Origin of the sequence: Kitasatospora sp. NPDC059462 (assembly GCF_042749955.1) — a bacterium.
Taxonomy (GTDB): Bacteria; Actinomycetota; Actinomycetes; order Streptomycetales; family Streptomycetaceae; genus Kitasatospora.
Genome location: NZ_JBHYUU010000144.1, coordinates 1 through 21,528 on the forward strand (window position 1 = coordinate 1; position 21,528 = coordinate 21,528).

A 21,528-nucleotide genomic window follows, 5' to 3' on the forward strand; every position below is an offset into this window, starting at 1 on the left:
CCCACCGGGGCCCCCGCGGCCCCGGCACCGGGGGGGGGGGCCCCCGCGGGCGGCGGGGGATCAGTACCAGTACTGGGTGGAGCCGGAACCCGGCGGCCACTGGACCACCGGTGTGCCGCTGGTCCGGTTGGCCTCGAACAGGTCCAGGCTGAGCCCGCTGTGGCGGTTCACCGCGGACCACTCGCTGTGGGAGGGGCGGGGGACCTTCTGCCACGCCTGGTTGGTGCCGCGGTTGCAGGTCCACTGGACGAGCCGGGTGCCCGGCTCGGTGCTGTAGTCCGGGACGTCCAGGCACTTGCCGCTGTTCACGTTGACGAACTCTTCGTGGGCGGTGCGGATCCACCGCTGGTTGGCGCCGTTGTGGCAGTCCCAGATCCGGACGGGGGCGCCGTCGTCGGTCCGCCAGTCGGCGACCTCCAGGCACTTGTGGATGTTGAGGTAGCCGCTGATCGGCCCCGGGACGCCGTCGGCGTGGGCGCCGGGGGCCGGGAGGAGGACGAGGCCGGCGGTGGCGGCGAGCACGGCGGCGGCCGCGCCCGGGCGGTGCGGGGCGGTGCGGTGGGTGCGCACGGTGGACTCCCGGATCACTGGAGGCCGGCCGGCCTGGACGAGTAGAGCCACTTCTGGTTGTACCCGTGGTTGGCGTGCCACTGGATGACCGGGGTGCCGGGCGTCGGGTCCTCGCCGCGGACGTCCAGCAGGAGCCCGCTGTTGGTGTTGGTCAGGGTGTACAGCCCGACGTGGTGCACCAGCTCGGCGGTCCACTTCTGGTTGTCGCCGCCGTGGCACGGCCAGATGATGGCCTGCACGCCCTCCTCCCTGCTGCCGAAGGGGATGTCCAGGCACTTGCCGCTTCCGACGCCGACCAGTTCGTGGGCGTCGGTCCAGTACCACGTCTGGTTGGCGCCGCCGTTGCAGGGCCACTGCTCGACGGGCGCGCCGTCGTCGGTGCGCTGGTCGGTGACGTCCAGGCACTGCTGGAGCGGGGACCGGTTGATGGTGATGAGCGCGACGGGCTGGGCGGGGCCGGCCTGCGCGGTGGTGGGGGTGACGAGGCCGAGCGCGGCGGCCGCGGTGAGGACCGCGGCCGCCGCGACGGGGCGGCGGGTGGTGCGACGACGGGTCATGGGTTCCCCTCGATGCGTACGGGAAGGAGGTCGTGGTGCGGTCAGCCGTCCCCGCCGGGCCGGCAGTCGAGGTTGTAGGTCCACTTCTGGTTCGCCCCGCCGTTCCACGGCCACTGGGCGACCTTCGCACCGTCGGCGGAGCTGCTGCCGGCCAGGTCGAGCATGAGCCCGCTGTTGAGGTTGATGATCAGGCGGCTGCCGTCGGACAGGCAGTTGGCGTCGCTCCACCGCTGCTCGGGCCTGCCGTTGCAGGTCCGCTGCTCGACCTGGACGCCCCACTGGGTGGAGGCGCCGGGGACCTCCAGGCACTTGCCGCTGTACGCGTTGGTCAGTTGGCCGGCGTCGCTCCAGCTCCACTTCTGGTTGGCGAGGTCGGTGCAGGTCCACTGCCGGGCGGCGGCGCCGTCGTCGGTGCGCCAGTCGGCGATCTCCAGGCACTTGGTGCTGGCGCTGTTGCGGATCTGGACATACGAGTGGTCGCGGGCCGCCGCCGGCGCGGCGGGCAGTGCCGCCGCCAGGGCGGCGGTGAGGGCGGTGGCGGCGCCGAGGCGGGCGGTGCGGGTGCGCCGGGGCGTGCTCATGGGTCCTCCTTCGGGATCGGTGGGTGTGAGCGGGAAACCGGGCCCGGAGCGGGGGATCAGGAGGTCGGGCCGTCCGGGCCCGGGGTGAAGTCCGAGGGGGCCCAGATCTGGTTGTAGGCGACGGGCGTGTCGATCGGGTTCCACTGGATCACCGGCGCGCCGTTGACCGTGCTGGCGAAGGCGACGTCGAGGACGAGCCCGCTGTACGCGTTGACGTAGCGGCGGCTCCCGGAGTGCATCAACTGCTCGGTCCACTGCTGGTTGGTGCCGCCGTTGCAGGTCCACACCACGATCCGGGTGCCGGGCCGGGTGCTGTACCTCGGGACGTCCAGGCACGTGCCGCTGTTGGCGTTGACCAGGGTCCGGTCGGCGGCCCAGTACCACTGCTGGTTGGCGCCGCCGGTGCAGGTCCACTGCTGGACGGGGGCGCCGTCGTCGGTGCGCCAGTCGGCGACCTCCAGGCACTTCTCGGAGCCGAGGTTGGTGATGCCGAAGGGCCGGCCCAGCTGGTCGGGGGCACCGGCCCGGGCGTGCGCGGCCGGGGCGGTGAGGGCGAGGGCCGCGGTGAGCGCGAGCAGCGCGGCGGCGGGGCGGAGGGACATGGGACTCCTCGTGGGTGATCGGGTCCGGTGCCGGGACGGCTGGCGTCCCGGCACCGATGGCCATCTGTCAGAAGGGGGGCATGGAGAACCTGGGCACGAGCCCGGCCCAGGTCTGATTGTCGCCGCCGTTGGCGCCCCAGGTGACGACCGGAGCACCGTCGGAGGGGTCGAAGCCGTACACGTCGAGGACCGTCTCCAGGAAGCTGGTCACGGGTCCGGTCGACGGCTGGCTGACGCCGGGCACGTGCCACCGCTGGTTCGGCGGGTAGCCCATGGAGGAGCAGGTGTACTGGATCAGCTGGACGCCCCAGGCGGTGCTGCGACCGGGGATGTCCAGGCACAGACTGCTGTGCTGGTTGAGGACGAAGCTGCCGTTGTTGACGATCCACTGCTGGTTGGCGCCGCCGGTGCAGGTCCACTGCCGGACCGGGGCGCCGACGTCGGTGCGCCAGTCGGCGACCTCCAGACACTTGCCCGTGGCGGTGTTGCGCAGTTCGAAGGGGGGCGTGTAGGTGACCCCGGCACTGGCCGTGCCGGGTGCGGTCAGGACGGCCGCCGCTGCGGCGACGAGTGCGCCGAGGGCGGCGCCGAGGCGTCGTCTTCGGGCGGGGGCGGCGTGGGTCACGAGTGTCCTCCTGGGGTGCGGCGGATGGTGCGCTCGGACAGGAAGCCGAGGAGTCGGAACCACGACTCCCTTGCGGCGTCGTGGTGTTGGACAGCCGCGAGTTCGAAATAGTTGTGCGGAGTCTGAGGAAAAGTCATGAACTCGTGCGCACAGCCGGCTTCGGTCAGCGCGGCGTCGAAGGCGGCGACCGCGCTCGGCGGGATGTGCTCGTCGGCGCCGCCCCAGAAGGCGAGGATCGGTGCGCTCAGCCCGGCCGCGAGCTGGGTCGGCCCGGGCGCGCCGTTGAGGGTGTCGGGGTAGCCGTAGAAGCCGACCGCGCCGGCCAGGCCGAAGCGCGGCGCGGCGGCGCGGAAGGCCTGGCGGCCGCCGAAGCAGAAGCCGAGCGCGACGACCTCCGGGGCGCCGAGCGCGCGCAGGTGGCGGATGCCCGCGGTGAGGTCGGCGTCCAGGCCCTCGGGGGTGAGGGCGAGCAGGTGCGGCAGCAGCCCCGGCAGCTCGCCGAATTCCGCCGCGCGGTCCCGCGGGACGGCGCCGGCGGTGCGGCCGTAATAGTCGAGGACGAGCGCCGGGAATCCCTGTTCGGCGAGCCGGGCGGCGGTCTGCCGGTAGAAGGCGGAAAGGCCCTTGTTGTCCGGCAGGACGAGCACACCCGGTCCGGCGGGGTGCTCCGGGCGGGCCAGGAAGGCGCCGAACGCGGTGCCGTCGGCCGAGGTCAGGGTGAGGTCGGCGGTCTCGGCGAGGGTGTGGGTGGCGGGGGTGAAGACGGGCGGGGCGGCATCGGCCTCGTAGCACACGGGAATTCCTTCGCGACAGCGGAAACGCCGGGCGCGCGGTGGGCGCGCCCGGCGTTCCGGAATGCTAGCGAGAATTCCCCGAGGAATTTCCCATCATATCGCAGGGGTGTTTTTTTCGAAAGACTTCTTCGATTCCGGAGTGGTCACGTTTGCGGGCCCCGCACCGCCGGGGGCGTGCTCCTCGGCCCGGCGCAGCGCCCCCGCGCTCAGCATCAGGGCTGCGGCGAGGGCGGTGACCACGCCGAAGGAGACGGTGAGCGAGGTGGCCTGGGCGAGGCCGCCGATGATCGCCGGGGCGATCAGCCCCGAGGTGTAGGTGACGGTGGCGACACCGGCGATGGCCTGGCTGGGGTTGCTGCCGATGCGGCCGGCCGCGGCGAAGGCCAGCGGGACCACCACCGCGACGCCGACGCCGATCAGCGCGAACCCGGGGACGGCGAGCGCGGGGCGGTCGGCGGCGACCACCAGCACTCCGCCGCCGGTGGCGATCGCCCCGCTCAGCCGGGCGGCCCGGACCGCGCCGAGCCGGCGGATCACCACGTCGCCGGCGAGCCGGCTGACCGCCATGGTGAGCGAGAACGCGGTGTAGGCGGCCGCCGCCACGGCGGGCGACGCGCCGGTGACCTCGCGCAGGTAGACGCCGCTCCAGTCCATCGAGGCGCCCTCGGCGAACACCGCGCAGAAGCCGACCAGTCCGATCACCAGCGAACTGCGCGGCGGCAGCGCGAAGCGCGGCGGCGCCTCGGCGTGCTCGGCGGCGCGCACGTCCGGCAGCGCGCCGCAGACCGGCTGGGTGGCGAGCAGCAGGACGAAGGCGGTGATGCCGATCTGCAGCCGGGGGTCGACGTCCTGATGGACCGCCAGGATGCCGATCCCGGCCGCGACCAGTCCGCCCGCGCTCCACATCCCGTGCAGGCTCGACATGATGGAGCGGCCGAGACGCTGCTCGATCTCCACGCCCTGGGCGTTCATCGCCACGTCCGACATGCCCGCCGTCGCGCCGCACACCAGCAGGAACAGGCAGAGCACCGGCAGCGAGGGGGCGAACGCCGGCAGGGCCAGGGCCAGGCAGCAGAGCGACAGCAGCCCGGCGACCGACGCCCGTCCGCCGTAGCGGTGGACGACCCGCCCGGCCAGCGGCATCGCGAGCGAGGAGCCGATCGCCGGCATCACCAGGGCGAGGCCGAGCTGGCCGGGGGAGAGGCCGAGGTGGTCCTTGATCCACGGGATCCGGCTGACGAAGGTACCGCCGGCGGCGCCGTGCACGGCGAAGACGAGGGCGATGGCGATACGTGCGCGCCTCGCGCCGCCCGTGCCGTCGAAGGGTGGTCCTGCTGGGGTCAGGCTGGTGGTCATCCGGCTCTTCCCTCCCCGTCGCGGTCGGTGCGGCGGTGCCCTGGGGGTGGTGTGGTGGGTGTGGTGGTGCCCGTCGACGTGGCAGTGCGGCGACGGTTCGATAAATTATCAGGAAGGGACACTGATAGAAACACTCTGGAAGGATGTCCGGCCATGACCACCGCGCGAACGGCCACGCCGAGCACCGCCCGGGCGATCAACGACCGGTTGGCGCTCAACCTGCTGCTCGACCAGGGGCCACTGACGGCGACCGAGCTGCGTGACCTCACCGGCCTCTCCCGGCCCACGGTCGCCGACCTGCTCGACCGGCTCCAGCGGACCGGCCTGGTCGCCGTCGTCGGCGAACGCGGCGAGCAGCGGCGCGGCCCCAACGCCCGGCTCTACGCGCTGGTCGCCTCCCGCGCCCACCTCGCCGCCTTCGACGTCCGCTCCGGCGGTGTCACCCTGGTCGTCGCCGACCTGGCCGGGCAGACCCTGGGAGGCACCGAGATCGCCGTCGCCGGGACCGGCTCCGACGCCGCCGCCCACCGCGACGCCGCCGGGCGGATCGTCCGCACCCTGCTCGACACCGCCCGCCGGGCCGGCGTCGAGCACCTGCACACCGTCGCCGTCGGCGCCCCCGGCCTGGTCGACCCCGCCACCGGCCGGCTCCAGTCCACCGGTGAACTGCCCGCCTGGCACGCCGAACTCCTCACCGCCCTGCACGACCTGCCCGGCACCGACGTGATCCTGGAGAACGAGGTCAACCTCGCCGGGCGGGCCGAGCACCGGATCGGCGCCGCCCGCGGCCGCGACGACTTCGTCCTCGTCTGGCTCGGCCACAGCGTCGGCGCCGCCGTCGTCCTCGGCGGCAGACTGCGCCGCGGCGCCACCGGCGGCACCGGCGAGATCTGCTTCCTGCCCGTCCCCGGCACCGTCGCGCTGCCGACCGACACCAGCTGCGAGGGCGGCTTCCACAGCCTGGCCGGCAGCGCCGCCGTCTGCGGGCTGGCCCGCGCCCACGGGCTGCCCGTCGGTCCGGCCGACGACGCCCCCGCCGCCGAGGCCGCCGTCCGGGCCGCCCTCGACGCGCTCGGCGACGGGCAGCCCGGCGGGCCGTTCCTGGACGAGCTGGCCGGGCGGATCGCCCTCGGCGCCTCCGCGGTCTGCGTGGTCCTCGACCCCGGCTGCGTCGTGCTCGGCGGTGAGATCGGCCGGGCCGGCGGCGCCGAACTCGCCGCCCGGGTGGAGCGGCGGCTCGCCGGGCTCTCCCCGCTGCGCACCGAGGTCCGCCCCGGCGAGGCCGGCGGCGGCGCGGTGCTCGCCGGCGCCGTGCTCACCGCCGGCGACGCCGTGCGCCGGGACCTCTTCGGGGAACCGTAGGCCCTGTGCGCCGGCGGCCGGCCGGTACGGCAGGATGGGCCGCGGAGCCGGGGCCGGGCGGGGGCGAACCACGGCCGTCCCCCCGGCCGACCGTCCGCACCACCGTCAGGAGTCGCAACCATGGGCCAGCCCGGGGCACCGGCCAACCCGTACCGCATCGGCGAGGCCGCGGCGCTGCTCGGCGTGAGCGCCGACACCATGCGGCGCTGGGTGGACGCCGGCCGGATCGCCGCCGAGCGCGACGAGAACGGCCACCGGATCATCGCCGGTGCCGAGCTGGCCGCGTTCGCGCGGGAACTCGCCCGCCCCGAGACCGCCGCCGCCGAGGGCCGCCCCTCCTCGGCGCGCAACCGCTTCCCGGGCATCGTCACCGACGTGGTGCTCGGCGACGTCGCCGCCCAGGTGGAGATCCAGGCCGGCCCGTTCCGGGTGGTCTCGCTGATCAGCCGGGAGTCGGCGGAGGAGCTGGAGCTGGTGCCCGGGGCACCCGCCACGGCCGTCATCAAGTCGACCAATGTGATGATCGAACTGCGCTGAGCGCCGACCGCCGAGGAGAGGACGCCCCCATGCCCCACGACCCGCTGCCGTCCACCCAGAGTGCCGTCCTCGCCGTCGAGGCGATGGCCGCCCGGCACGGCCGCTCGGTGCGCGCCAGTCACGACATCGGCGCCGACCGGACCTTCGCCGGGCTGGTCGGCACCGACGGCGGCGGCCGGGACGCATTCGCGGCGATACCGCACGAGGCGCTGGTCGAGATCTCCGGCGTCCCCGAGGTCACCGTCCGCCTCTTCGTCCACGACGAGGCCGTGGTCACCGTGGACGACATCGCCTTCGACGTGCCGCGCGACAGCGTCCCGGCGTTCCTGAACTCCGTGTGGACCGGCCTGGTCCACCTCAAGCAGCGGGTCTTCCCGCCCTCCTGCACCATGATCGTCACCGTGCCGGGCGAGCGGAGCTACCGTGAGGCCGTGACCCTGTACACCCTGACCCCGTGGCTGGCCGGCAAGCTCCGCTGACCCCGGCCGCCCGCGCGAAGACCGCCGCTCCGACCCGATGAACGGACCGATGACCGCATCCGCCGCCCGCCGCCCCGTCCTCGCCGTCGCCCACCGCGGCGACCCGTACCGCCACCGCGAGAACACCCTGCCCTCCGTCGAGTCCGCGTTCGCCGCCGGCGCCGACGCCGTCGAGGTGGACGTCCGGCTGACCCGCGACCGGGTCCCCGTCCTGCTGCACGACGAAACCCTCGAACGCCTCTGGGGCGACCCCCGCCCGCTCTCCCGGCTCACCGCCGAGCAGCTCGACGCCCTCGACGACGGCCGCTACCGCGTCCCCACCCTCGCCGAGGCGCTCAAGGCCACCGCGGCCGCCGCGCCCGGCGCCACGCTGCTGATCGACCTCGACGACGCCGGCCCGGCCGCCGCCACCTGGGAGGTCGTCACCGGCCTCGGCGCCGAGCAGCGGGTCGGCTTCTGCGGCCCCGCCTCCGCCATGCTGGCCGTGCGCGCGCTCGCCCCCGACGCCGAGATCGCCCTCACCTGGAAGCAGCCCCGGCTGCCCGTGCGCGCCCTGCTCGACGACCTGCGCCCGACGTTCATCAACCCGCCGTTCGGCCTGGCCACCCCCGGCTTCACCGCCGCCGCCCACCAGGCCGGGCTGTCGGTCTCCACCTGGACCGCCGATCTGCGCCGCACCATGCGCAAGCTGAGCGAGGCCGGCGTGGATTCGATCACCAGCAACCGGATCGCCCTGCTGCGCGCCGTCCTGGACGGCCGCCGGTGACCGGCGGCCCGCAGGGGGAGGACGGCGGGGTGCTGGGCCCGCGGGCGCTCGGCCGCGCGCTGCTGGCCCGTCAGCACCTGCTGGAGCGCACCGACGCCGCCCCGGCCGCGATGATCGGGCACCTCGGCGGCCTCCAGGCCCAGGCCGCCCCGCAGCCGCCCTACCTCGGCCTGCTCTCCCGGCTCGACGGCTTCACCCCCGAGGCGCTCACCGACCTGATCGAGAGCCGGCGCGCCGTGCGGATCGCCCTCCAGCGCGGCACCATCCACCTGGTCACCGCCGAGGACTGCCTGAGCCTGCGGCCCCTGCTGCAGCCGCTGCTGGACCAGCAGTTGCGCACCACCTTCGGCAAGCGGCTGGCCGGCCTCGACCTCGACGCGCTCGCCGCCGAGGCCCGCGCCCTCGTGGAGGCGGAGCCGCGCACCTTCCAGCGGCTGGGCGCCGACCTGGCCGCCACCCGCCCCGACCGCGACCCGGCCGCGCTCGCCCAGGCGGCCCGCTGCCTGCTGCCGCTGGTGCAGGTCCCGCCGCGCGGCCTGTGGGGACGCGGCGGCCCCGCCGCGCACACCACCGCCGAGGCCTGGCTCGGCCGGCCGCTCGACCAGGCGCCGCCGCCCGACGGCCTGGCGCTGCGCTACCTCGCCGCCTTCGGCCCGGCCACCGTGGCCGACCTGCAGAAGTGGTGCGGCCTCAGCCGGCTCGCCCCGGTACTGAAACGGCTCGCCCCGGATCTGGTCACCTTCCGCGACGAGCAGGGCCGGCTGCTCCACGACCTGCCCGACGCGCCCCGGCCCGACCCGGACACCCCGGCGCCGGTCCGGCTGGTCGCGCCGTTCGACAACCTGCTGCTCTCGCACGCCGACCGCACCCGGGTGCTGCCCGAGGAGTACCGGCCGCGGGTGATGACCCAGAACGGCATCGTGCTCGGCAGCCTGCTGGTCGACGGTCTGGTCGCCGGGAGCTGGCAGCTGGCCGGCGAGGGCACCGGGGCGCGCTCGGTGACGGTCCGCCCGTTCGCGCCGCTCGGCCGGGCCGACCGGGAAGCGGCGCGGGCCGAGGCCGAACGGGTGCTCGCCTTCGCGGGCGGCGGCGACGAGGTCCGCTTCGAGGACGCCCGGTAGCGCGTTCGGCGCCCGGACGGGCGTGCGGGGCGGGATGACTCGTTGGGGTGGCCCCACGGCGGTGCTCTGTGTCCGTACCGCCGGGGCTGGCTTGAATCGAGCCACCCTACCGAAGTGGAGTCGGCCATGGCCCCTGTGCACAACGGCGTCTACGCGATCGCCAAGCCCGATGAGCAACTGCTCACCCTCCAGGCCGCCAAGGAGTTCGTGGTGGTGCTGCCCCCGACCGGCGAGCCCGGCGAGCAGGAGTGGGAGGTGAGCGGCTGCGACAACGGGAACGTCCTGATCAAGAACCTCCGGCACGGCGCCTACCTCGGCCTGGACGGTCCGCCGGAGGTGAACCAGCAGGTCCGGGGCACCGTCGAGGCGTTCGAATGGGCGCTGTACCAGGCCGCCGAGCCGTTCTCCTTCCACGTCGTCCTCCCCGGGGGCCCGGTCGACGGCCAGGAGCTGGCGCTGGACCTGAGCGTGCTGGACATCTTCCCGCAGCGGACCGCGCTGCGACCGCTGGAGGTCCAGGACCAGCGGCAGGCGTGGCTGTTCCAGTCCCACGAGTGAGTGACGGCGTGCCCGCCCCGGCCCGGTGGTTCCGCGAGCACCGGGGCGGGACGCGCCCGAAGGTGCACAAAGTGGGCACATGATCGTATTTTCTGCTGAGATGGGGAAGACCGGGACCGATCGACCGGACGGAGGAACGGATGCCGGGTCAGACTCCGCCCGAACGGCGGCCCGCCGACCACCGCCGCCCCTACCTCATGCTGCCGGCCCCCGTCCGGGCCGCCGCCGCGTGGTCCGCGGCCCTGGTGCTGCTCATCACCGTCGCCTCGCTGGTCGTCTTCGCCCTGGTCGAACTGCGGGCCGCCACCGTCCCGGTGATCCTGGCCCTGCTCGGCACCTCGCTGCTCCAGCCGGTGATGCCGTGGATGGTCCGACGCGGCGTCAGCCGGTCGATGGCCGCCGGCCTCACCTGCGCCGTGCTGGTGGCCGCCGTCGGCACCGTGATCGCCCTGCTGGTCAACTCCCTGGTGCACAGCGCCCCGCAGATCGCCGCCGCGCTCCAGGAGGCCGGGGACCGGCTCGCCGAGTGGCTCGGCCCGTTCGGCGAGAAGATCCGGCACGTGCTGGACAACGCCCAGGGCGAGACCAACACGCTCGTCACCACCCTCACCGACAGCGTGCTCTCCGGTCTCGGCCTCGCCACCCAGATCGCCACCGGCGGCGTGCTGGCCCTCGCCCTGGTCTTCTTCTTCCTGCGCGACGGGCACCGCACCGGCGACGTCATCCGCTCCTACCTGCCCGAACGCACCGCCGAGACGGTGGTGGCCTGCGGCGAGCGGGCCTTCGAGGCGATGGCCGGGTTCATGCGCGGCACCACCCTGATCGCCCTCATCGACGCCTTCTTCATCACCGTCGGCCTGCTCGTGCTCGGTGTGCCCGGTGCGCCCGGCCTCGGCGCGCTGGTCTTCATGGGCGCCTACATCCCGTTCGTCGGCGCCTTCCTGTCCGGCACCGTCGCCGTGCTGGTCGCCCTCGCCGACGGCGGCCTGGGCACGGCGCTCTGGGCGCTCGGCGTAGTGGTCGCCGTCCAGGTCGTCGAGGGCAACATCCTCCAGCCGCTGATCCAGAGCCGCACCGTCGAGCTCCACCCGGCCACCATCATGGTCGCGGTGGTGGCCGGCTCCGGGATCGCCGGGATCATCGGCGCGCTGCTGGCCGTCCCGGTCTGCGCCGCCGGGCTCGGGGTCGTCTCCGTGCTGCGCGGCGACCCCGGCCGGCGGCGGCGCGCCGACCACGACGCCGACGGGGACGCCGCCCTCGCGGACGCGGCTCAGCAGTAGGTCAGCGGGCGGCCGCGCCGCAGCACGTACTCGGCGCCGCGCAGGAAGACCGCGGCGTAGAACGCGACGTCCAGGTCCTGCGTCCACCGGCCGGGGGAGACGGCGGCCGCGGCGGCCGCGTGCTCCTCGAACCAGGTGCTGATCGCCAGGTCGTCGCAGTGCTCGGGCAGGCCCGGCGGAAGCGCCAGCAGCTCCGCCAGCCGCCGGGCGGCGGCCAGGGCCCGGTGGGCGTCGCCGACCGCCGTGACGTCGTTGTACGCGCACTCCACCGGCAGCACCAGCGGCGCGTCCAGCTCCCTGGGCAGCAGCACGTCCCAGCCGACCAGCGCCTCCAGCGTGCCGTCGGCCAACTCCCCGCAGAACTCCGAGAAGCCGGAGATCGGCCGGTACATCTTCTCCTCGAAGTCCAGCCCCGGCCCCGCCCGGAGCTCCACCGGCGGCGGGTAGGCGAACGGCGGCAGCCCGCGCCCGGCCAGCGCCGCGTCGATCTCCCGGCCCACCGGCCCGAACACCTCGTCGTCGGCCCAGTCGTCGGCCGCGACACTCACCAGATAGACACCCATGGCGGCGACGCTAGACGGTGCCACCGACAATCCGCCGCCGCCGCGAAATCCGTTTGCCCGGACAGGGCGGGTCGGGGAGAGTGCCGCTGATGTGCGGAGAGGGGCGGAACGGGACATGACGATGGAACGGATCGTGGTGGCGGACGCGGCCGCCGGGCCCTACGGGATCACCGTGGGACCGGACGGCGCCCTCTGGTTCACCCTGGTGCACGCCGGGGAGGCCGGGCGGCTGGCGGCCGACGGGAGCGTCACCCGGTACGGGCTCGGCGCGCCCGGGTGCGGGCCCGCGGTGATCACGGCCGGCCCCGACGGCGCGCTCTGGTTCACCCGGATGCGTGACCACCGGATCGGCCGGATCACCGTCGACGGCGAGGCCGGTTCCTTCGCCCTGCCGACCGGGGACTGCGGGCCGTACGGCATCGCGGCGGGCCCCGACGGCGCCCTCTGGTTCACCGAGCTGAACGCCGGCCGGATCGGGCGGATCACCGTGGACGGCGAGGTGACCGAGTACCCGCTGCCGGTCTCCGGCGGTTACCCGTCGATGATCACGGCCGGGCCGGACGGCGCGCTCTGGTTCACCCTCAACCAGGCCCACGCGATCGGGCGGATCACGGTCGACGGCGAGGTCGCGCTGCACCCGCTGCCCACCGGGGGTGCCGCCCCCGTCGGCATCGCCCGGAGCGGCGAGGCGCTCCGGTTCGTCGAGATCGGCGCCGGCCGGGTCGGGCGGATCACCGTGGACGGCGAGGTGACGGAGCATCCGCTGCCCGATCCCGGCGCCCGCCCGCACGCCGTGGCCGCCGGCCCGGACGGGCGGCTCTGGTTCACCGAGTGGGCGGCCGGCCGGATCGGCTGCCTCACGCCCGACGGCCACTACACCGGCCATCTGCTCCCGGCCGGGAGCGCCGAGCCGCACGGCATCGCCGTCACGGCCGACGGCACCGTGTACGCGGCGCTGGAGACCGGCGAGATCGTCCGGCTGGTCGCCTAGCCGGGCGGAGGCCCGGCGGCGCGGACCCGGGCTGGTCCACCGGACACGCCTCGGCCCTCACCGGTGGTGGGCGGCCGGGGTGTGGCCGAAGGTGCGGCGGAAGACGTCGATGAACGCGCTGGCCGAGGCCCAGCCGCAGCGGTGCGCCACCGCGGTGACCGGGACGTCCTCGGCCAGCAGCCGCAGCGCGTGGTGCAGCCGCAGCTGGGTGCGCCACTGCGGGAAGGTCATGCCCAGCTCCTCGCGGCAGAGCCGGCTCAGCGTGCGCTCACCGGCCCCGGCGGCCCGGCCCAGTGCGCCGAGCGTGCGGCCGTCGGCCGGGTCGGCGTCCAGCAGCGCGGCGAGGGCCGCGAGCCGCGGGTCGCGCGGCACCGGCAGGTGCAGCGGCTGTTCGGGCGCCCGGCGCAGCTGGTCCAGCAGGACGGCCAGCATCCGCCGCCCCTCCGGCGTGCCCTCGGTGCCCGGGCGACTGTAGGCGACCAGCAGTTCGCGCAGCAGCGGGCCCACCGCCAGCACGGCCGGGCGGGTCAGCCCGAGCGGGTTGTGACCCAGCGGCAGACCGACCGTGTGGAGCACGGTGGGCCCGTAGGCGCGGTGCCGGTGGCCGGTGCCGGCGGGGATCCACAGCGCCCGGGTCGCGGGGGCGACCCAGGTGCCCGCGGCGGTGGTCACCGCCAGTACGCCCCGGCCCGCGTAGACGATCTGGTGCGCCTCGTGGCGGTGCTCGGAGACGGTCGCGCCGGCGGGCAGCGGGCGGGTGACCGTCAGATCCGGCAGAAGGCGGGAATTCGGCATTGCCTGGCATTCTATCGGAAGTCCGCCACCGCCCGGCGGCCCGAGGATCGCTCCGTGACCACTCTCCGATCCTCCCGTCCCGCCCCCGGCGCCGCCCGGATCGCGGTGCTGGCGGCCGGCCACGCCGCCGTCGACCTCTACCAGGGCGTCGTGCCCGCCCTCGTCCCCTTCCTCGTCGCCGGACGCGGCCTCGACTACGGCTCCGCCGCCGGGGTCGTGCTGGCCGCGACCCTGCTCTCCTCGATCGTCCAGCCGCTGTTCGGCGCGCTCACCGACCGCTGGGCGATGCCCTGGCTGATCCCGGCCGCCACCGCCGCCGCCGGGATCGGCGTCGGGCTGGCCGGGGTGGCCGGCCCCTATCCGCTGCTCTGCGCGGCGGTCGCGCTCTCCGGGGTCGGGGTCGCCGCCTACCACCCCGAGTCCGCGCGGCTGGCACGCGCCGCGAGCGGCGACAGCCACACCCGGATGGGCTGGTTCACGCTCGGCGGCAACATCGGTTTCGCGCTCGCCCCGCTGATGGTGGGTCCGGTCCTGGCGGCCGGCGGGCTCGGCGCCACCCCCTGGCTGGCGCTGCCGGCGCTCGCCGCGGCGCTGCTCACCGCGCCGGTGGTCCGCACCCTGGCCGCCCGCGCCGCCACCGGACCCGCCGCCGACGCCGCGGACGGCGCGCGGCGCGACGACCGGACCGCCTTCCTGTGGCTCTCGGCGGTGATCGGCTGCCGCTCGGTGGTCTTCGTCGGGCTGAGCTCCTTCGTGGCCCTCTACGCCCGCCAACGGCTCGGCGGCGGCTCCGGGGTGGGGACGGCGGCGCTGTTCACCCTGTTCGCCGGCGGCGCGGTCGGCACGGTGCTCGGCGGCTGGTGCGCCGCCCGCTGGGGCCGGGTGCGGACGGTGCGGCTGTCGTACGCGGCCGCCGTCCCGGCCGTCGCCGGACTGCTGCTGGTGCCCGGCCCGGCCGCCCTCTACGGCTTCTCGGCGCTGATCTCGCTGGCCCTGTACGTGCCCTTCTCGCTCCAGGTGACGCTGGGCCAGGACTACCTGCCGAGCCGGATCGGCACCGCCAGCGGGGTGACCCTCGGCCTCGCGGTCAGCGTCGGCGGCCTCGCCGGTCCGGCCATCGGGCTGCTCGCCGACCACGCCGGCCTGCGCACCGCGCTCGCCCCGCTGGCGGTGCTGTGCGCGCTGGCCTGGCTCCTCGCCCGCCGCCTGCCCGAGCCGGGCGCCGACGGCGCCGCGCCGACCCCGGTCGCGGCGGCCGGGCCCGGTGAGGCCGACGTCCGGTGCGCCGGCGCCCCGTCCGACGCCCTCGGCGAGCCGGCGCGACGAGGCCCGTCCCATGGGCGGTGATGACGAGCCGGGCCCGGTCCCGGGCGCCCGGTCCGGCGAGCGACGGCCCGCACCACGCGGTGCGGGCCGTCGCCCCCTGCACAACCTCGCCCGAACCGCCTGAACCAGCAGGCCGGACCACACACCGGCCTGCCCGCACCCGGGCTTCTGGAACACGCTTCAGCGGACGTTGCCCGACTGCTGCGCCGGTGCGGCCGCCGGTGCGGCCTCGGCCTTCGGTCCGGTCCCGGCCCCAGAGCCGGTCGTCGGGCGCATCCGTGACGCGACGACGAGCGTGAGGACGACGACCGCGGCCATGGCCAGGAAGACGTCGGAGTAGGCCGAGCCGTCGGCGCCGGAGTGGAGGGGGTTGACGGCATCACGGCCGCCCTGCTGCCGTGCGGACACCAGCACGCCGAACACGGCGGGGCCGGTACCGGCCCCGAGGAACTGGGCCCCCTGGAGGATCCCGAGGCCGACGCCGACCTGCTCCGGGGGCAGTGCGCTCGCCGCGGCGCCGATGACGGTGGTCATCACGACCGTGAAGCCGATGCTCAGCCCGAGGACCCCGGCTCCGGCGAAGACCACCGAGGCACCGCCGGCGAAGGACGAGAGGAACAGCGAGAACAGCCCGAGGAGGCCGAGCCCGCAGAGCACCAGGACCCGCGCGTCGACACGGCCTGCGAGGCGTCCGATCCACGGCGACAGGAGCGCGGTCACGACCCCGGCCGGGATCATCACCAACGCGCCCTTGCCCGGGGTGAGTTCGTCGACCTCCACCAACAGCAACGGGACGAACACCAGGCCGCCGAGGTTGACGGCCATGGCCGGAAACGCGACGAGGACGCCCGTCCGGTAGACGCGGTCGGCGAACAGCGACGGCGGTACGAACGGCTGGTCGACCCGGACGGTGCGCAGCCCGAAGAGTGCGAGCGCCGCGATCGCGGCCAGGAGGCTGCCCCAGGACAGGGGGTCGGTGAAGCCGGAAACCTGCGCCCGGGTCATGCCGAACAGGACGAGGCCTGCTCCGAGGCCCAGGAGTGCGCCACCGGGGAGGTCGAGCCGACCCGAGCCCTGCGCGGTCCCGTCCGGGAGGACGCGCAGGGCGGGGAGGAGGAGCAACAGCGCGGCCACGAGCATGATCCAGAACAGTGCGGGCCAGCCGAGCGCGTCCCCGATGCCGCCACCGAGCGCCGGTCCGGCCGCGGTGCCGACTCCCGCACCGGCGGAGACGACGCCGATCCCGACACCGCGCCGCTCCGGCGGCAGCAGCGTGGTGACGGCGAAGATCGAGAGCACGGGGATCGCGGCCGCGCCGATGCCCGTCACGATCCGCCCGGCCACGAGCACGCCCAGATTCGGGGAGATCGCGCAGATCAGGCTCCCGAGGGCGTAGGTGAGGAGCGCGAAGGCGAAGAGACGGCGCAGGCTCACGCGGTCGGAGATGCGGCCGTACAGGGGAATGCCGACCGAGAACATCAGGAGGAACCCGGTGACGACCCAGGCGAGTTCGGCCTCGGAGGCCCCGAACTCGGCCCCGATCGCCGGAAGCATCAGATTGACCATGTCGCTGGCCGTGACCGTGACGAGGATTGCCGGCACCAGCACGGCCAGTAAGCCCAGTTCCGAGCCGGTCCGCTCGGTCGTTGTCGACGGGGAAGTCATACGAGGCCCTTCGGGTGATTACTGCCACCATGGTAGTTACAGTTAGGGCAAAAAGAGGGCGGAGGACAGTGCCTCCGCCGTCGGTCAGTCGGTGACGCGTTGTGCAGCTTCACGCTCGATGGCCAGGACCTGCCGGACGAGGTGGGCGATCGTCGTCCGCGCGAGCCGCTCCTTCATGGCCAGCTCCGCGTCCTGGAACTCCGCCTCCAGCAGGCTCTGCATGTTCCGCCCCACCTCGCACTCGGCGCTCGGCGGATGCGGGTGCCGCGCGAAGACCGGCCCCGCTTCCACCGCGGCGTACACGTCGTGGAGGGTGATGTCGCGGGCGGGCCGGGCGAGCGACCAGCCGCCGTTGCGTCCCTCCGTCGACACGACCAGGCCGGCGTCCCGCAGGCTGCCGAGGATCCGCCGCATCAGAACCGGATTGCCGGCCAGGCTCTCCGCGATCTCCGCGGAGGTCAGCGAGCGGCTCCAGCGCCCCAGCAGGGTGAGCGCGTGGATCGCGACCGCACTCCTGCTGCTGATGCTCACCGTGGCCCCTTCGCGGCGATCGCCTCGCCATCTCAACTGCAACGACGCTAGTAGCAGTTGGAGCCGTGTGTCAATCGGGCCTGCGCGCGCGTGCTTCCGGGGCGGGCGGTCACGGGGTGGCGCAGAGCTCGGTGGCGAGGGCGCAGAGGGCGGCGCGGTCGGGGCGGCCGGTCTTGGCGAGGAGGTTGGCGAGGTGCTTCTCCACCGTACGGGGGGAGATGGACAGTTTGCGGGCCAGTTCCTGGTTGCCCGGGCGGTCGGCGAGCAGGACGAGCACCTCGTACTCGCGGACCGTCACCCCGCAGGTGCGCAGGCCCGCCGGCAGGGCGTCGCGGCCGCCGCGGTGCTGGGCGACGCTCGCGCCCGCCCGGCGCAGCAGGGTGCGGCAGGCGGCGGCCACCGGCTGGACCTCCAGCTGGTGGAAATACTCCTCGGCGGTGCGCAACCAGGCCACCGGCTCGCCCCAGCCGTCGGTGAGCGCGGCCTCGGCGGCGAGCCGCAGCGCCAGGTGGTGCGCGAGCGGGAAGGCCGCGGCGCCCGGACGGGCCTCGGCGAGGGCGCGGGCGGCCTGCTCCGGGCGGCCCTCGCGGCCCAGCACCACCGCGTCGGCGAAGCGCAGGAACTGGCGGTTCCAGGCCAGTTCGGCGGCGGGCACGGCGGCGGCCCGGTCCAGTTCGGCGCGGCCCCAGCGGCCCTCGACCACCTCCAGCAGCGGGTGCAGGCCGTGCCGGCCGGCCAGGTAGAACACGCTGGGGTGCTCCTCCTCCCAGGCCAGCCCCGCGTCCAGTTCGGCGCGGGCGGCGGTGCGGTCCTCGGCGAGCAGCGCGCCGACCGCCCGGCAGAGCCCGTAGCGCAGCGGCGTCAGGAAGGACTCCTCGCCGCCGGCCTGGCGGAACCGGGTCAGTTCGCGCTCCATCTCCCGGGTGCGGCCGAGGTGGGCGGCGAGGGTGGCGGAGGAGAGCAGCAGGTAGCGGTGGGCGGCGAGGTTGTGCAGCCGGGCGGTGGCATCCAGGCAGCGGTCGACGGTGGTGCGGGCGGTCTGCCATTCGCCGCGCATCACGGCGTTCATCGCGAGCAGGCCGTCGAGGGTCTGGGTGAGCACGATCGCGCCGAGCCCGGCGGCGGCCTCCCTGGCCCGCTCCAGGCGGGTGCCGTCGCCGGTGCGCATGAAGGCGTTGGCGCCCAGCCGCAGCATCGCCTCGACCCGCCAGACCGGCAGGGCGTGCGCCTCGGCGACGGCCAGCATCCGTTCCAGGCAGGCGTCGGCGGCGTCGAAGCCGCGTTCGCGGGCGAGCAGGGCGAGCAGCTGCCAGGCCTGGCAGGCGACCACCGGGAGGCCGGAGCGTTCGGCCACCTCGGCGGCGCGACGGGCGCGGTGTTCGGCCCCGGCGAGCCGGGCGGCGGCGTCCGGGGCGTCCGGGGCGCCGTCCGGGCGGCCGTCGGGGGCCGCCGGAGTGTGGTCCGGCAGCAGCGCGAGGTGCCCCTCGACGACGGCCAGCGCGGCGTCCTGCTCGGGGCGGGGCCGCCCGGCGGTGAGGGCGCGCACGGCGGCCACCTGGGCGGCCGCGTCGGCGGAGCGTTCGGCCATCACCGCCGCCCAGGCGAGCCGGGTGTGCAGCTCGATGCGGCGCTCGACCGGCGGGGCGCTGCCGGCGGCGGGCGCGGGCGCGACCGGCGGCAGGGTGCGGACCAGGTCGAAGGCGCGGTCCAGCTGCCCGGACTCGGCCAGGGCGGGCAGCAGCCGCTCGGTGATGCCGGCCCGTTCGGCGTCCCCGGCGAGTTCGTGCGCGCGCTCCAGCAGGACCACCGCGGACCCGGCCGCGCCGGCCTCCAGCACCCGCCGGCCGGCCTCCGCGAAGTGCACCGCCGCGCCCGCCCGGTCGCCGCCGGCCAGCAGCAGCGAGGCGACCAACTGACGGCGTTCATCGGCGAGTTCGGGATCGGCGCGAAGGATGGCGTGGGCCGCCCGGCGGGCCAGCGCGGCGCGTTCGGCGGGGGCCAGGGCGGCCGTCACCGCGTCGGCGGTCAGCGCGTGCCGGAAGGCGTAGCGGTCCGGGGCGGCGCCGTCCGGCACGATCACATTGGCCTCGGAGGCCGAGCGCAGATGGCTGAACAGGGTGCGGTCGTCGTAGCCGGTGATCAGTTGCACGGTGGTCACCGAGAAGCGGCTGCCCAGGGTGGCCGCGGTCAGCAGCAGGTCCCGCACCTGCGGGTCGAGTTGGTCGATCCGGTGGCCCCAGCTGCGGACGATGGTGCTGGGCACGCCGGGTCGCGAGCCGTCGGCGAGCGCCCAGCGGCCGTCCTCGCCCCGGCGCAGCGCGCCCGAGTCCAGCAGGTCGGCGAGCAACTCCTCGACCAGGTACGGGCAGCCGTCGCCGCGTTCGGTGAGGTGCTCGACCAGCGCGGATGGCAGGTCGGCGCGCTCGCCGTCCAGGATCGCGGCGGCCAGCGCGGCCACCTCGGCGGGCGGCAGCGGCCGCAGCTCGGTGACGGTGGCGGCGCGGCGGCGCTCGGCGGCCCGCACCAGCTCCAGCGCCGGCCCCGGTTCGGCACGCAGGGTGGCGAGCAGCAGCACCGGCAGACCGGCCAGGTTGTCGACCAGGTACTCCAGGACGGCGACGGTCTCCGCGTCGGTGTCGTGGAGGTCCTCCAGGAGCAGCACGCAGCCCTGTTCGCGGCCGAGCACCGCGAGCAGCCGCAGCAGTGCCTCGGCGAGCTCGACCACCGTCTCCGGGTAGCCGCCCGCGCCGGATGCCGCCGCGCCGTCCCGCCACTCGGGGACCAGCCGGGCCAGCGCCGGCCGGTAGGGGGCGAGTTCGGGGTCGGTGGGCGGGCCGGCGGCCCGGAACCGGGAGGAGAGCGCCTCGATCAGCGGCCGGAACGGTGTCACCGTGCCGGTGGAGCTGCCCCGCCCGCGCAGCACCGGAAGGCCCAGCCCGTACGCCTGGTAGGCGCATTCGCCGGCCAGCCGGCTCTTTCCGATGCCGGCCTCGCCGAGCAGGAAGACCGCCCCGCCGCCCTGCTGGCGGGCGGTGGCCAGCGCACCACCGAGCATCGCCAGCTCGGTGGCACGGCCGACGGTGATCGACGACGTGGTCCGCATGGCCGCAGGCTACTTGACAGGGTATCGGTTCTGAAGAGTGGTGGGTCGGACACGGAGCGGACACGGCACCACCACCGGGTGGTTGCCGTACGACCACATGCGGAGCGCGGGCCCCGCGGGCGGCGCCGGCGGGGCCGTCGTCCGGTCGGTCCCCGGCTCGTCGTCGGCCCCGGTCCGTCGTCGGCCCCGGTCCGTCGCCGGGTCCGGTCCGTCCTCGGCTCCGGTCCGTCCTCGGCTCCGGTCCGTCGTCGGCTCCGCCGCCGAGGGGCTGCCCGTTCCTCGGCGGCGGAGGTCCGGCCGGTCACGGCCGGGGTGGTGCGGGGTGGTGCGGTGGTGCGGGCCGTTCTCAGAAGGGCGTGGTCATCGTCGGGAACTCGACGATCGGCGGGATGGCCCCGCCGGTGCCGGCGAGCAGACGCGAACGCAGGCCCAGGCCGCTCCCCGTGCGCAGGCGGATCTCGCCGGCCGGGTGCTCGGCCGTCTCGCCGGGGCGGGCGGCGGATTGCGGCGGGGTGAGCCGCTGGTCGTGGTCGTGCATGGGTCTTCGCTCCGTTTCGGGTCGTGGAGGTCGGTCCGGATGTGGTGCGGACCGTGCGGATGTCCGCTGGCAAGGACGTCGCACGGGTGGCGCCGGTTCGGTCGGGACGACAGGGACGGGTGGTGCGGGCCGCGTGTGGGGGCGCGAGCCGTGGTGCGTGGGGGCGTGGGGGCGGGCGGGGCCCGCTCGGGCGGTCAGCCGAGCGCGGCCGGGCCGTGCGGGGCGGAGCGGGACGCCGCCGGCACCCGGGGGCGCAGCAGCAGGGCGGGCGGCACCTGTTCGGGGAAGCCGAGGCGGAGCAGCCCGTGCCCGATCCCGGCGAGGCCGGTGAGCAGCCCGGGGTGGGCGACGTGGTCGGGGGTGCCGGAGCGCGGACCGTCCTGGTCGACGGCGGCCAGCAGCGCCCCGGCCCGGCGGACCCACGGGGTGCGGCCGGCGGCGGGACCGTGCCGGCCGAGCAGTTCCAGCACGCCCAGCTCGCCGTGGCAGAGACTGTGGTCGCCGAGCGGTGCGGCGCGGGCGGTGTTCCGCACGGCGCGCTGGGCCCAGTCGGCGAGCCGGCGGTCGGCGAGCGCGAGCGGACTGTCCACCACGGCGAGCGCGACGCCCGGGCGTCCCCGGCACCAGGAGCCCTCGCGGGAGCGGACGGCGGTGGCGGCGTGCAGGGCGGCCAGGCCGGCCCGGTGGTGCGGGCCCGCGGCGGGTTCGCCGACGGCCTCGGCGTAGCGCAGCAGGGCCCAGCCGACCCCGGCCGAGCCGTGCGCGAACCCGGCGGCGGCGGGGGCGGGCCGGGCGGCGAGCCGCTCGGCGCAGCGGCCGGCGGCGGCC

At 75.5% G+C, this 21,528-nt stretch carries 23 protein-coding genes; 9 read left to right on the plus strand and 14 right to left on the minus strand.

The annotated features are described in order from the left end of the window. Positions 1–60 precede the first annotated feature (60 nt). From ACFXAM_RS28680 to ACFXAM_RS28710, 7 genes are all read right to left on the minus strand, one after another. The gene (locus tag ACFXAM_RS28680; RefSeq protein WP_380295519.1) at positions 61–570 is read right to left on the minus strand and encodes an RICIN domain-containing protein; all 510 of its coding nucleotides are present in this window, start codon (positions 568–570) and stop codon (positions 61–63) included. Positions 571–584: 14 nt separating this feature from the next. After that, complete coding sequence (locus ACFXAM_RS28685; protein WP_380295521.1) at positions 585–1,127, minus strand: RICIN domain-containing protein; 543 nt, start codon at positions 1,125–1,127, stop codon at positions 585–587. Positions 1,128–1,168: 41 nt separating this feature from the next. Beyond that, the gene (locus ACFXAM_RS28690; protein ID WP_380295523.1) at positions 1,169–1,708 is read right to left on the minus strand and encodes an RICIN domain-containing protein; all 540 of its coding nucleotides are present in this window, start codon (positions 1,706–1,708) and stop codon (positions 1,169–1,171) included. Between the two features lie 56 nt (positions 1,709–1,764). Beyond that, positions 1,765–2,310: an RICIN domain-containing protein gene (locus tag ACFXAM_RS28695; protein ID WP_380295525.1), complete on the minus strand. Its 546-nt coding sequence runs from the start codon at positions 2,308–2,310 to the stop codon at positions 1,765–1,767. Positions 2,311–2,377: 67 nt separating this feature from the next. Next, positions 2,378–2,935 (minus strand): RICIN domain-containing protein, encoded by a 558-nt coding sequence (locus tag ACFXAM_RS28700; protein ID WP_380295527.1) that lies wholly within the window; start codon positions 2,933–2,935, stop codon positions 2,378–2,380. Then, entirely contained in the window at positions 2,932–3,729 is a 798-nt protein-coding gene (locus ACFXAM_RS28705; RefSeq protein ID WP_380295529.1) for a dienelactone hydrolase family protein, read from the minus strand. Before ACFXAM_RS28705 ends, ACFXAM_RS28700 begins: the two co-directional genes overlap by 4 nt. 93 nt (positions 3,730–3,822) lie before the next feature. Beyond that, positions 3,823–5,085 carry an MFS transporter gene (locus tag ACFXAM_RS28710; protein ID WP_380295531.1) on the minus strand — a complete coding sequence of 421 codons (1,263 nt, stop codon included), beginning with the start codon at positions 5,083–5,085 and terminating at the stop codon, positions 3,823–3,825. Between the two features lie 153 nt (positions 5,086–5,238). On the opposite strand from ACFXAM_RS28710, the gene ACFXAM_RS28715 reads away from it, so the two are divergent. From ACFXAM_RS28715 to ACFXAM_RS28745, 7 genes are all read left to right on the plus strand, one after another. Continuing rightward, positions 5,239–6,447, plus strand: a complete 1,209-nt coding sequence (locus ACFXAM_RS28715) for an ROK family transcriptional regulator (protein WP_380295533.1) — start codon at positions 5,239–5,241, stop codon at positions 6,445–6,447. Between the two features lie 120 nt (positions 6,448–6,567). Then, positions 6,568–6,984: a molybdopterin-binding protein gene (locus tag ACFXAM_RS28720; RefSeq protein ID WP_380295535.1), complete on the plus strand. Its 417-nt coding sequence runs from the start codon at positions 6,568–6,570 to the stop codon at positions 6,982–6,984. Positions 6,985–7,013: 29 nt separating this feature from the next. Next, the gene (locus tag ACFXAM_RS28725; protein ID WP_380295536.1) at positions 7,014–7,463 is read left to right on the plus strand and encodes a hypothetical protein; all 450 of its coding nucleotides are present in this window, start codon (positions 7,014–7,016) and stop codon (positions 7,461–7,463) included. A gap of 49 nt (positions 7,464–7,512) precedes the next feature. After that, the gene (locus tag ACFXAM_RS28730; protein ID WP_380295537.1) at positions 7,513–8,229 is read left to right on the plus strand and encodes a glycerophosphodiester phosphodiesterase; all 717 of its coding nucleotides are present in this window, start codon (positions 7,513–7,515) and stop codon (positions 8,227–8,229) included. Then, positions 8,226–9,350 carry a winged helix DNA-binding domain-containing protein gene (locus ACFXAM_RS28735; RefSeq protein ID WP_380295539.1) on the plus strand — a complete coding sequence of 375 codons (1,125 nt, stop codon included), beginning with the start codon at positions 8,226–8,228 and terminating at the stop codon, positions 9,348–9,350. Before ACFXAM_RS28730 ends, ACFXAM_RS28735 begins: the two co-directional genes overlap by 4 nt. Positions 9,351–9,476: 126 nt before the next feature. Beyond that, entirely contained in the window at positions 9,477–9,908 is a 432-nt protein-coding gene (locus ACFXAM_RS28740) for a hypothetical protein (protein WP_380295541.1), read from the plus strand. 140 nt (positions 9,909–10,048) lie between these two features. Beyond that, complete coding sequence (locus ACFXAM_RS28745; RefSeq protein WP_380295543.1) at positions 10,049–11,188, plus strand: AI-2E family transporter; 1,140 nt, start codon at positions 10,049–10,051, stop codon at positions 11,186–11,188. Here ACFXAM_RS28745 and ACFXAM_RS28750 read toward each other — a convergent pair. Next, the gene (locus ACFXAM_RS28750) at positions 11,179–11,751 is read right to left on the minus strand and encodes a hypothetical protein (RefSeq protein ID WP_380295545.1); all 573 of its coding nucleotides are present in this window, start codon (positions 11,749–11,751) and stop codon (positions 11,179–11,181) included. The two genes, ACFXAM_RS28745 and ACFXAM_RS28750, sit on opposite strands and share 10 nt — an antisense overlap. A gap of 115 nt (positions 11,752–11,866) precedes the next feature. Between ACFXAM_RS28750 and ACFXAM_RS28755 the strand changes: the two genes are divergently transcribed. Continuing rightward, positions 11,867–12,742: a virginiamycin B lyase gene (locus ACFXAM_RS28755; RefSeq protein ID WP_380295546.1), complete on the plus strand. Its 876-nt coding sequence runs from the start codon at positions 11,867–11,869 to the stop codon at positions 12,740–12,742. Between the two features lie 57 nt (positions 12,743–12,799). Here ACFXAM_RS28755 and ACFXAM_RS28760 read toward each other — a convergent pair whose 3' ends face one another. Continuing rightward, positions 12,800–13,537, minus strand: coding sequence for a helix-turn-helix domain-containing protein (locus ACFXAM_RS28760; protein WP_380295547.1), 738 nt, complete (start codon positions 13,535–13,537; stop codon positions 12,800–12,802). A 54-nt stretch (positions 13,538–13,591) separates the two neighbouring features. Between ACFXAM_RS28760 and ACFXAM_RS28765 the strand changes: the two genes are divergently transcribed. Beyond that, positions 13,592–14,884, plus strand: coding sequence for an MFS transporter (locus tag ACFXAM_RS28765; RefSeq protein ID WP_380295548.1), 1,293 nt, complete (start codon positions 13,592–13,594; stop codon positions 14,882–14,884). Positions 14,885–15,043: 159 nt separating this feature from the next. On the opposite strand, the gene ACFXAM_RS28770 is transcribed toward ACFXAM_RS28765, so the two are convergent. From ACFXAM_RS28770 to ACFXAM_RS28790, 5 genes are all read right to left on the minus strand, one after another. Further along, positions 15,044–16,528 (minus strand): MFS transporter, encoded by a 1,485-nt coding sequence (locus ACFXAM_RS28770; protein WP_380295550.1) that lies wholly within the window; start codon positions 16,526–16,528, stop codon positions 15,044–15,046. An 84-nt stretch (positions 16,529–16,612) separates the two neighbouring features. Continuing rightward, on the minus strand, positions 16,613–17,059 hold the full coding sequence (locus ACFXAM_RS28775) for an RrF2 family transcriptional regulator (protein WP_380295552.1): 447 nt from the start codon (positions 17,057–17,059) through the stop codon (positions 16,613–16,615). Positions 17,060–17,168: 109 nt separating this feature from the next. Continuing rightward, positions 17,169–20,162, minus strand: a complete 2,994-nt coding sequence (locus ACFXAM_RS28780) for an AAA family ATPase (protein WP_380295554.1) — start codon at positions 20,160–20,162, stop codon at positions 17,169–17,171. Between the two features lie 346 nt (positions 20,163–20,508). Then, positions 20,509–20,700 carry a hypothetical protein gene (locus tag ACFXAM_RS28785; protein ID WP_380295556.1) on the minus strand — a complete coding sequence of 64 codons (192 nt, stop codon included), beginning with the start codon at positions 20,698–20,700 and terminating at the stop codon, positions 20,509–20,511. Between the two features lie 194 nt (positions 20,701–20,894). Continuing rightward, the coding region (locus tag ACFXAM_RS28790; protein WP_380295557.1) for a lanthionine synthetase LanC family protein at positions 20,895–21,528 on the minus strand (634 nt) is incomplete at its 5' end.

Excerpts from the sequence above, each read along its gene's own strand:
- ACFXAM_RS28710 (WP_380295531.1), bottom strand. The coding sequence starts at position 5,085 with ATGACCACCAGCCTGACCCCAGCAGGACCACCCTTCGACGGCACGGGC.
- ACFXAM_RS28715 (WP_380295533.1), top strand. The coding sequence starts at position 5,239 with ATGACCACCGCGCGAACGGCCACGCCGAGCACCGCCCGGGCGATCAAC.
- ACFXAM_RS28760 (WP_380295547.1), bottom strand. The coding sequence starts at position 13,537 with ATGCCGAATTCCCGCCTTCTGCCGGATCTGACGGTCACCCGCCCGCTG.
- ACFXAM_RS28785 (WP_380295556.1), bottom strand. The coding sequence starts at position 20,700 with ATGCACGACCACGACCAGCGGCTCACCCCGCCGCAATCCGCCGCCCGC.
- ACFXAM_RS28770 (WP_380295550.1), bottom strand. The coding sequence starts at position 16,528 with ATGACTTCCCCGTCGACAACGACCGAGCGGACCGGCTCGGAACTGGGC.
- ACFXAM_RS28685 (WP_380295521.1), bottom strand. The coding sequence starts at position 1,127 with ATGACCCGTCGTCGCACCACCCGCCGCCCCGTCGCGGCGGCCGCGGTC.
- ACFXAM_RS28725 (WP_380295536.1), top strand. The coding sequence starts at position 7,014 with ATGCCCCACGACCCGCTGCCGTCCACCCAGAGTGCCGTCCTCGCCGTC.
- ACFXAM_RS28690 (WP_380295523.1), bottom strand. The coding sequence starts at position 1,708 with ATGAGCACGCCCCGGCGCACCCGCACCGCCCGCCTCGGCGCCGCCACC.
- ACFXAM_RS28730 (WP_380295537.1), top strand. The coding sequence starts at position 7,513 with ATGACCGCATCCGCCGCCCGCCGCCCCGTCCTCGCCGTCGCCCACCGC.
- ACFXAM_RS28720 (WP_380295535.1), top strand. The coding sequence starts at position 6,568 with ATGGGCCAGCCCGGGGCACCGGCCAACCCGTACCGCATCGGCGAGGCC.
- ACFXAM_RS28745 (WP_380295543.1), top strand. The coding sequence starts at position 10,049 with ATGCCGGGTCAGACTCCGCCCGAACGGCGGCCCGCCGACCACCGCCGC.
- ACFXAM_RS28755 (WP_380295546.1), top strand. The coding sequence starts at position 11,867 with ATGACGATGGAACGGATCGTGGTGGCGGACGCGGCCGCCGGGCCCTAC.
- ACFXAM_RS28740 (WP_380295541.1), top strand. The coding sequence starts at position 9,477 with ATGGCCCCTGTGCACAACGGCGTCTACGCGATCGCCAAGCCCGATGAG.
- ACFXAM_RS28780 (WP_380295554.1), bottom strand. The coding sequence starts at position 20,162 with ATGCGGACCACGTCGTCGATCACCGTCGGCCGTGCCACCGAGCTGGCG.
- ACFXAM_RS28750 (WP_380295545.1), bottom strand. The coding sequence starts at position 11,751 with ATGGGTGTCTATCTGGTGAGTGTCGCGGCCGACGACTGGGCCGACGAC.
- ACFXAM_RS28695 (WP_380295525.1), bottom strand. The coding sequence starts at position 2,310 with ATGTCCCTCCGCCCCGCCGCCGCGCTGCTCGCGCTCACCGCGGCCCTC.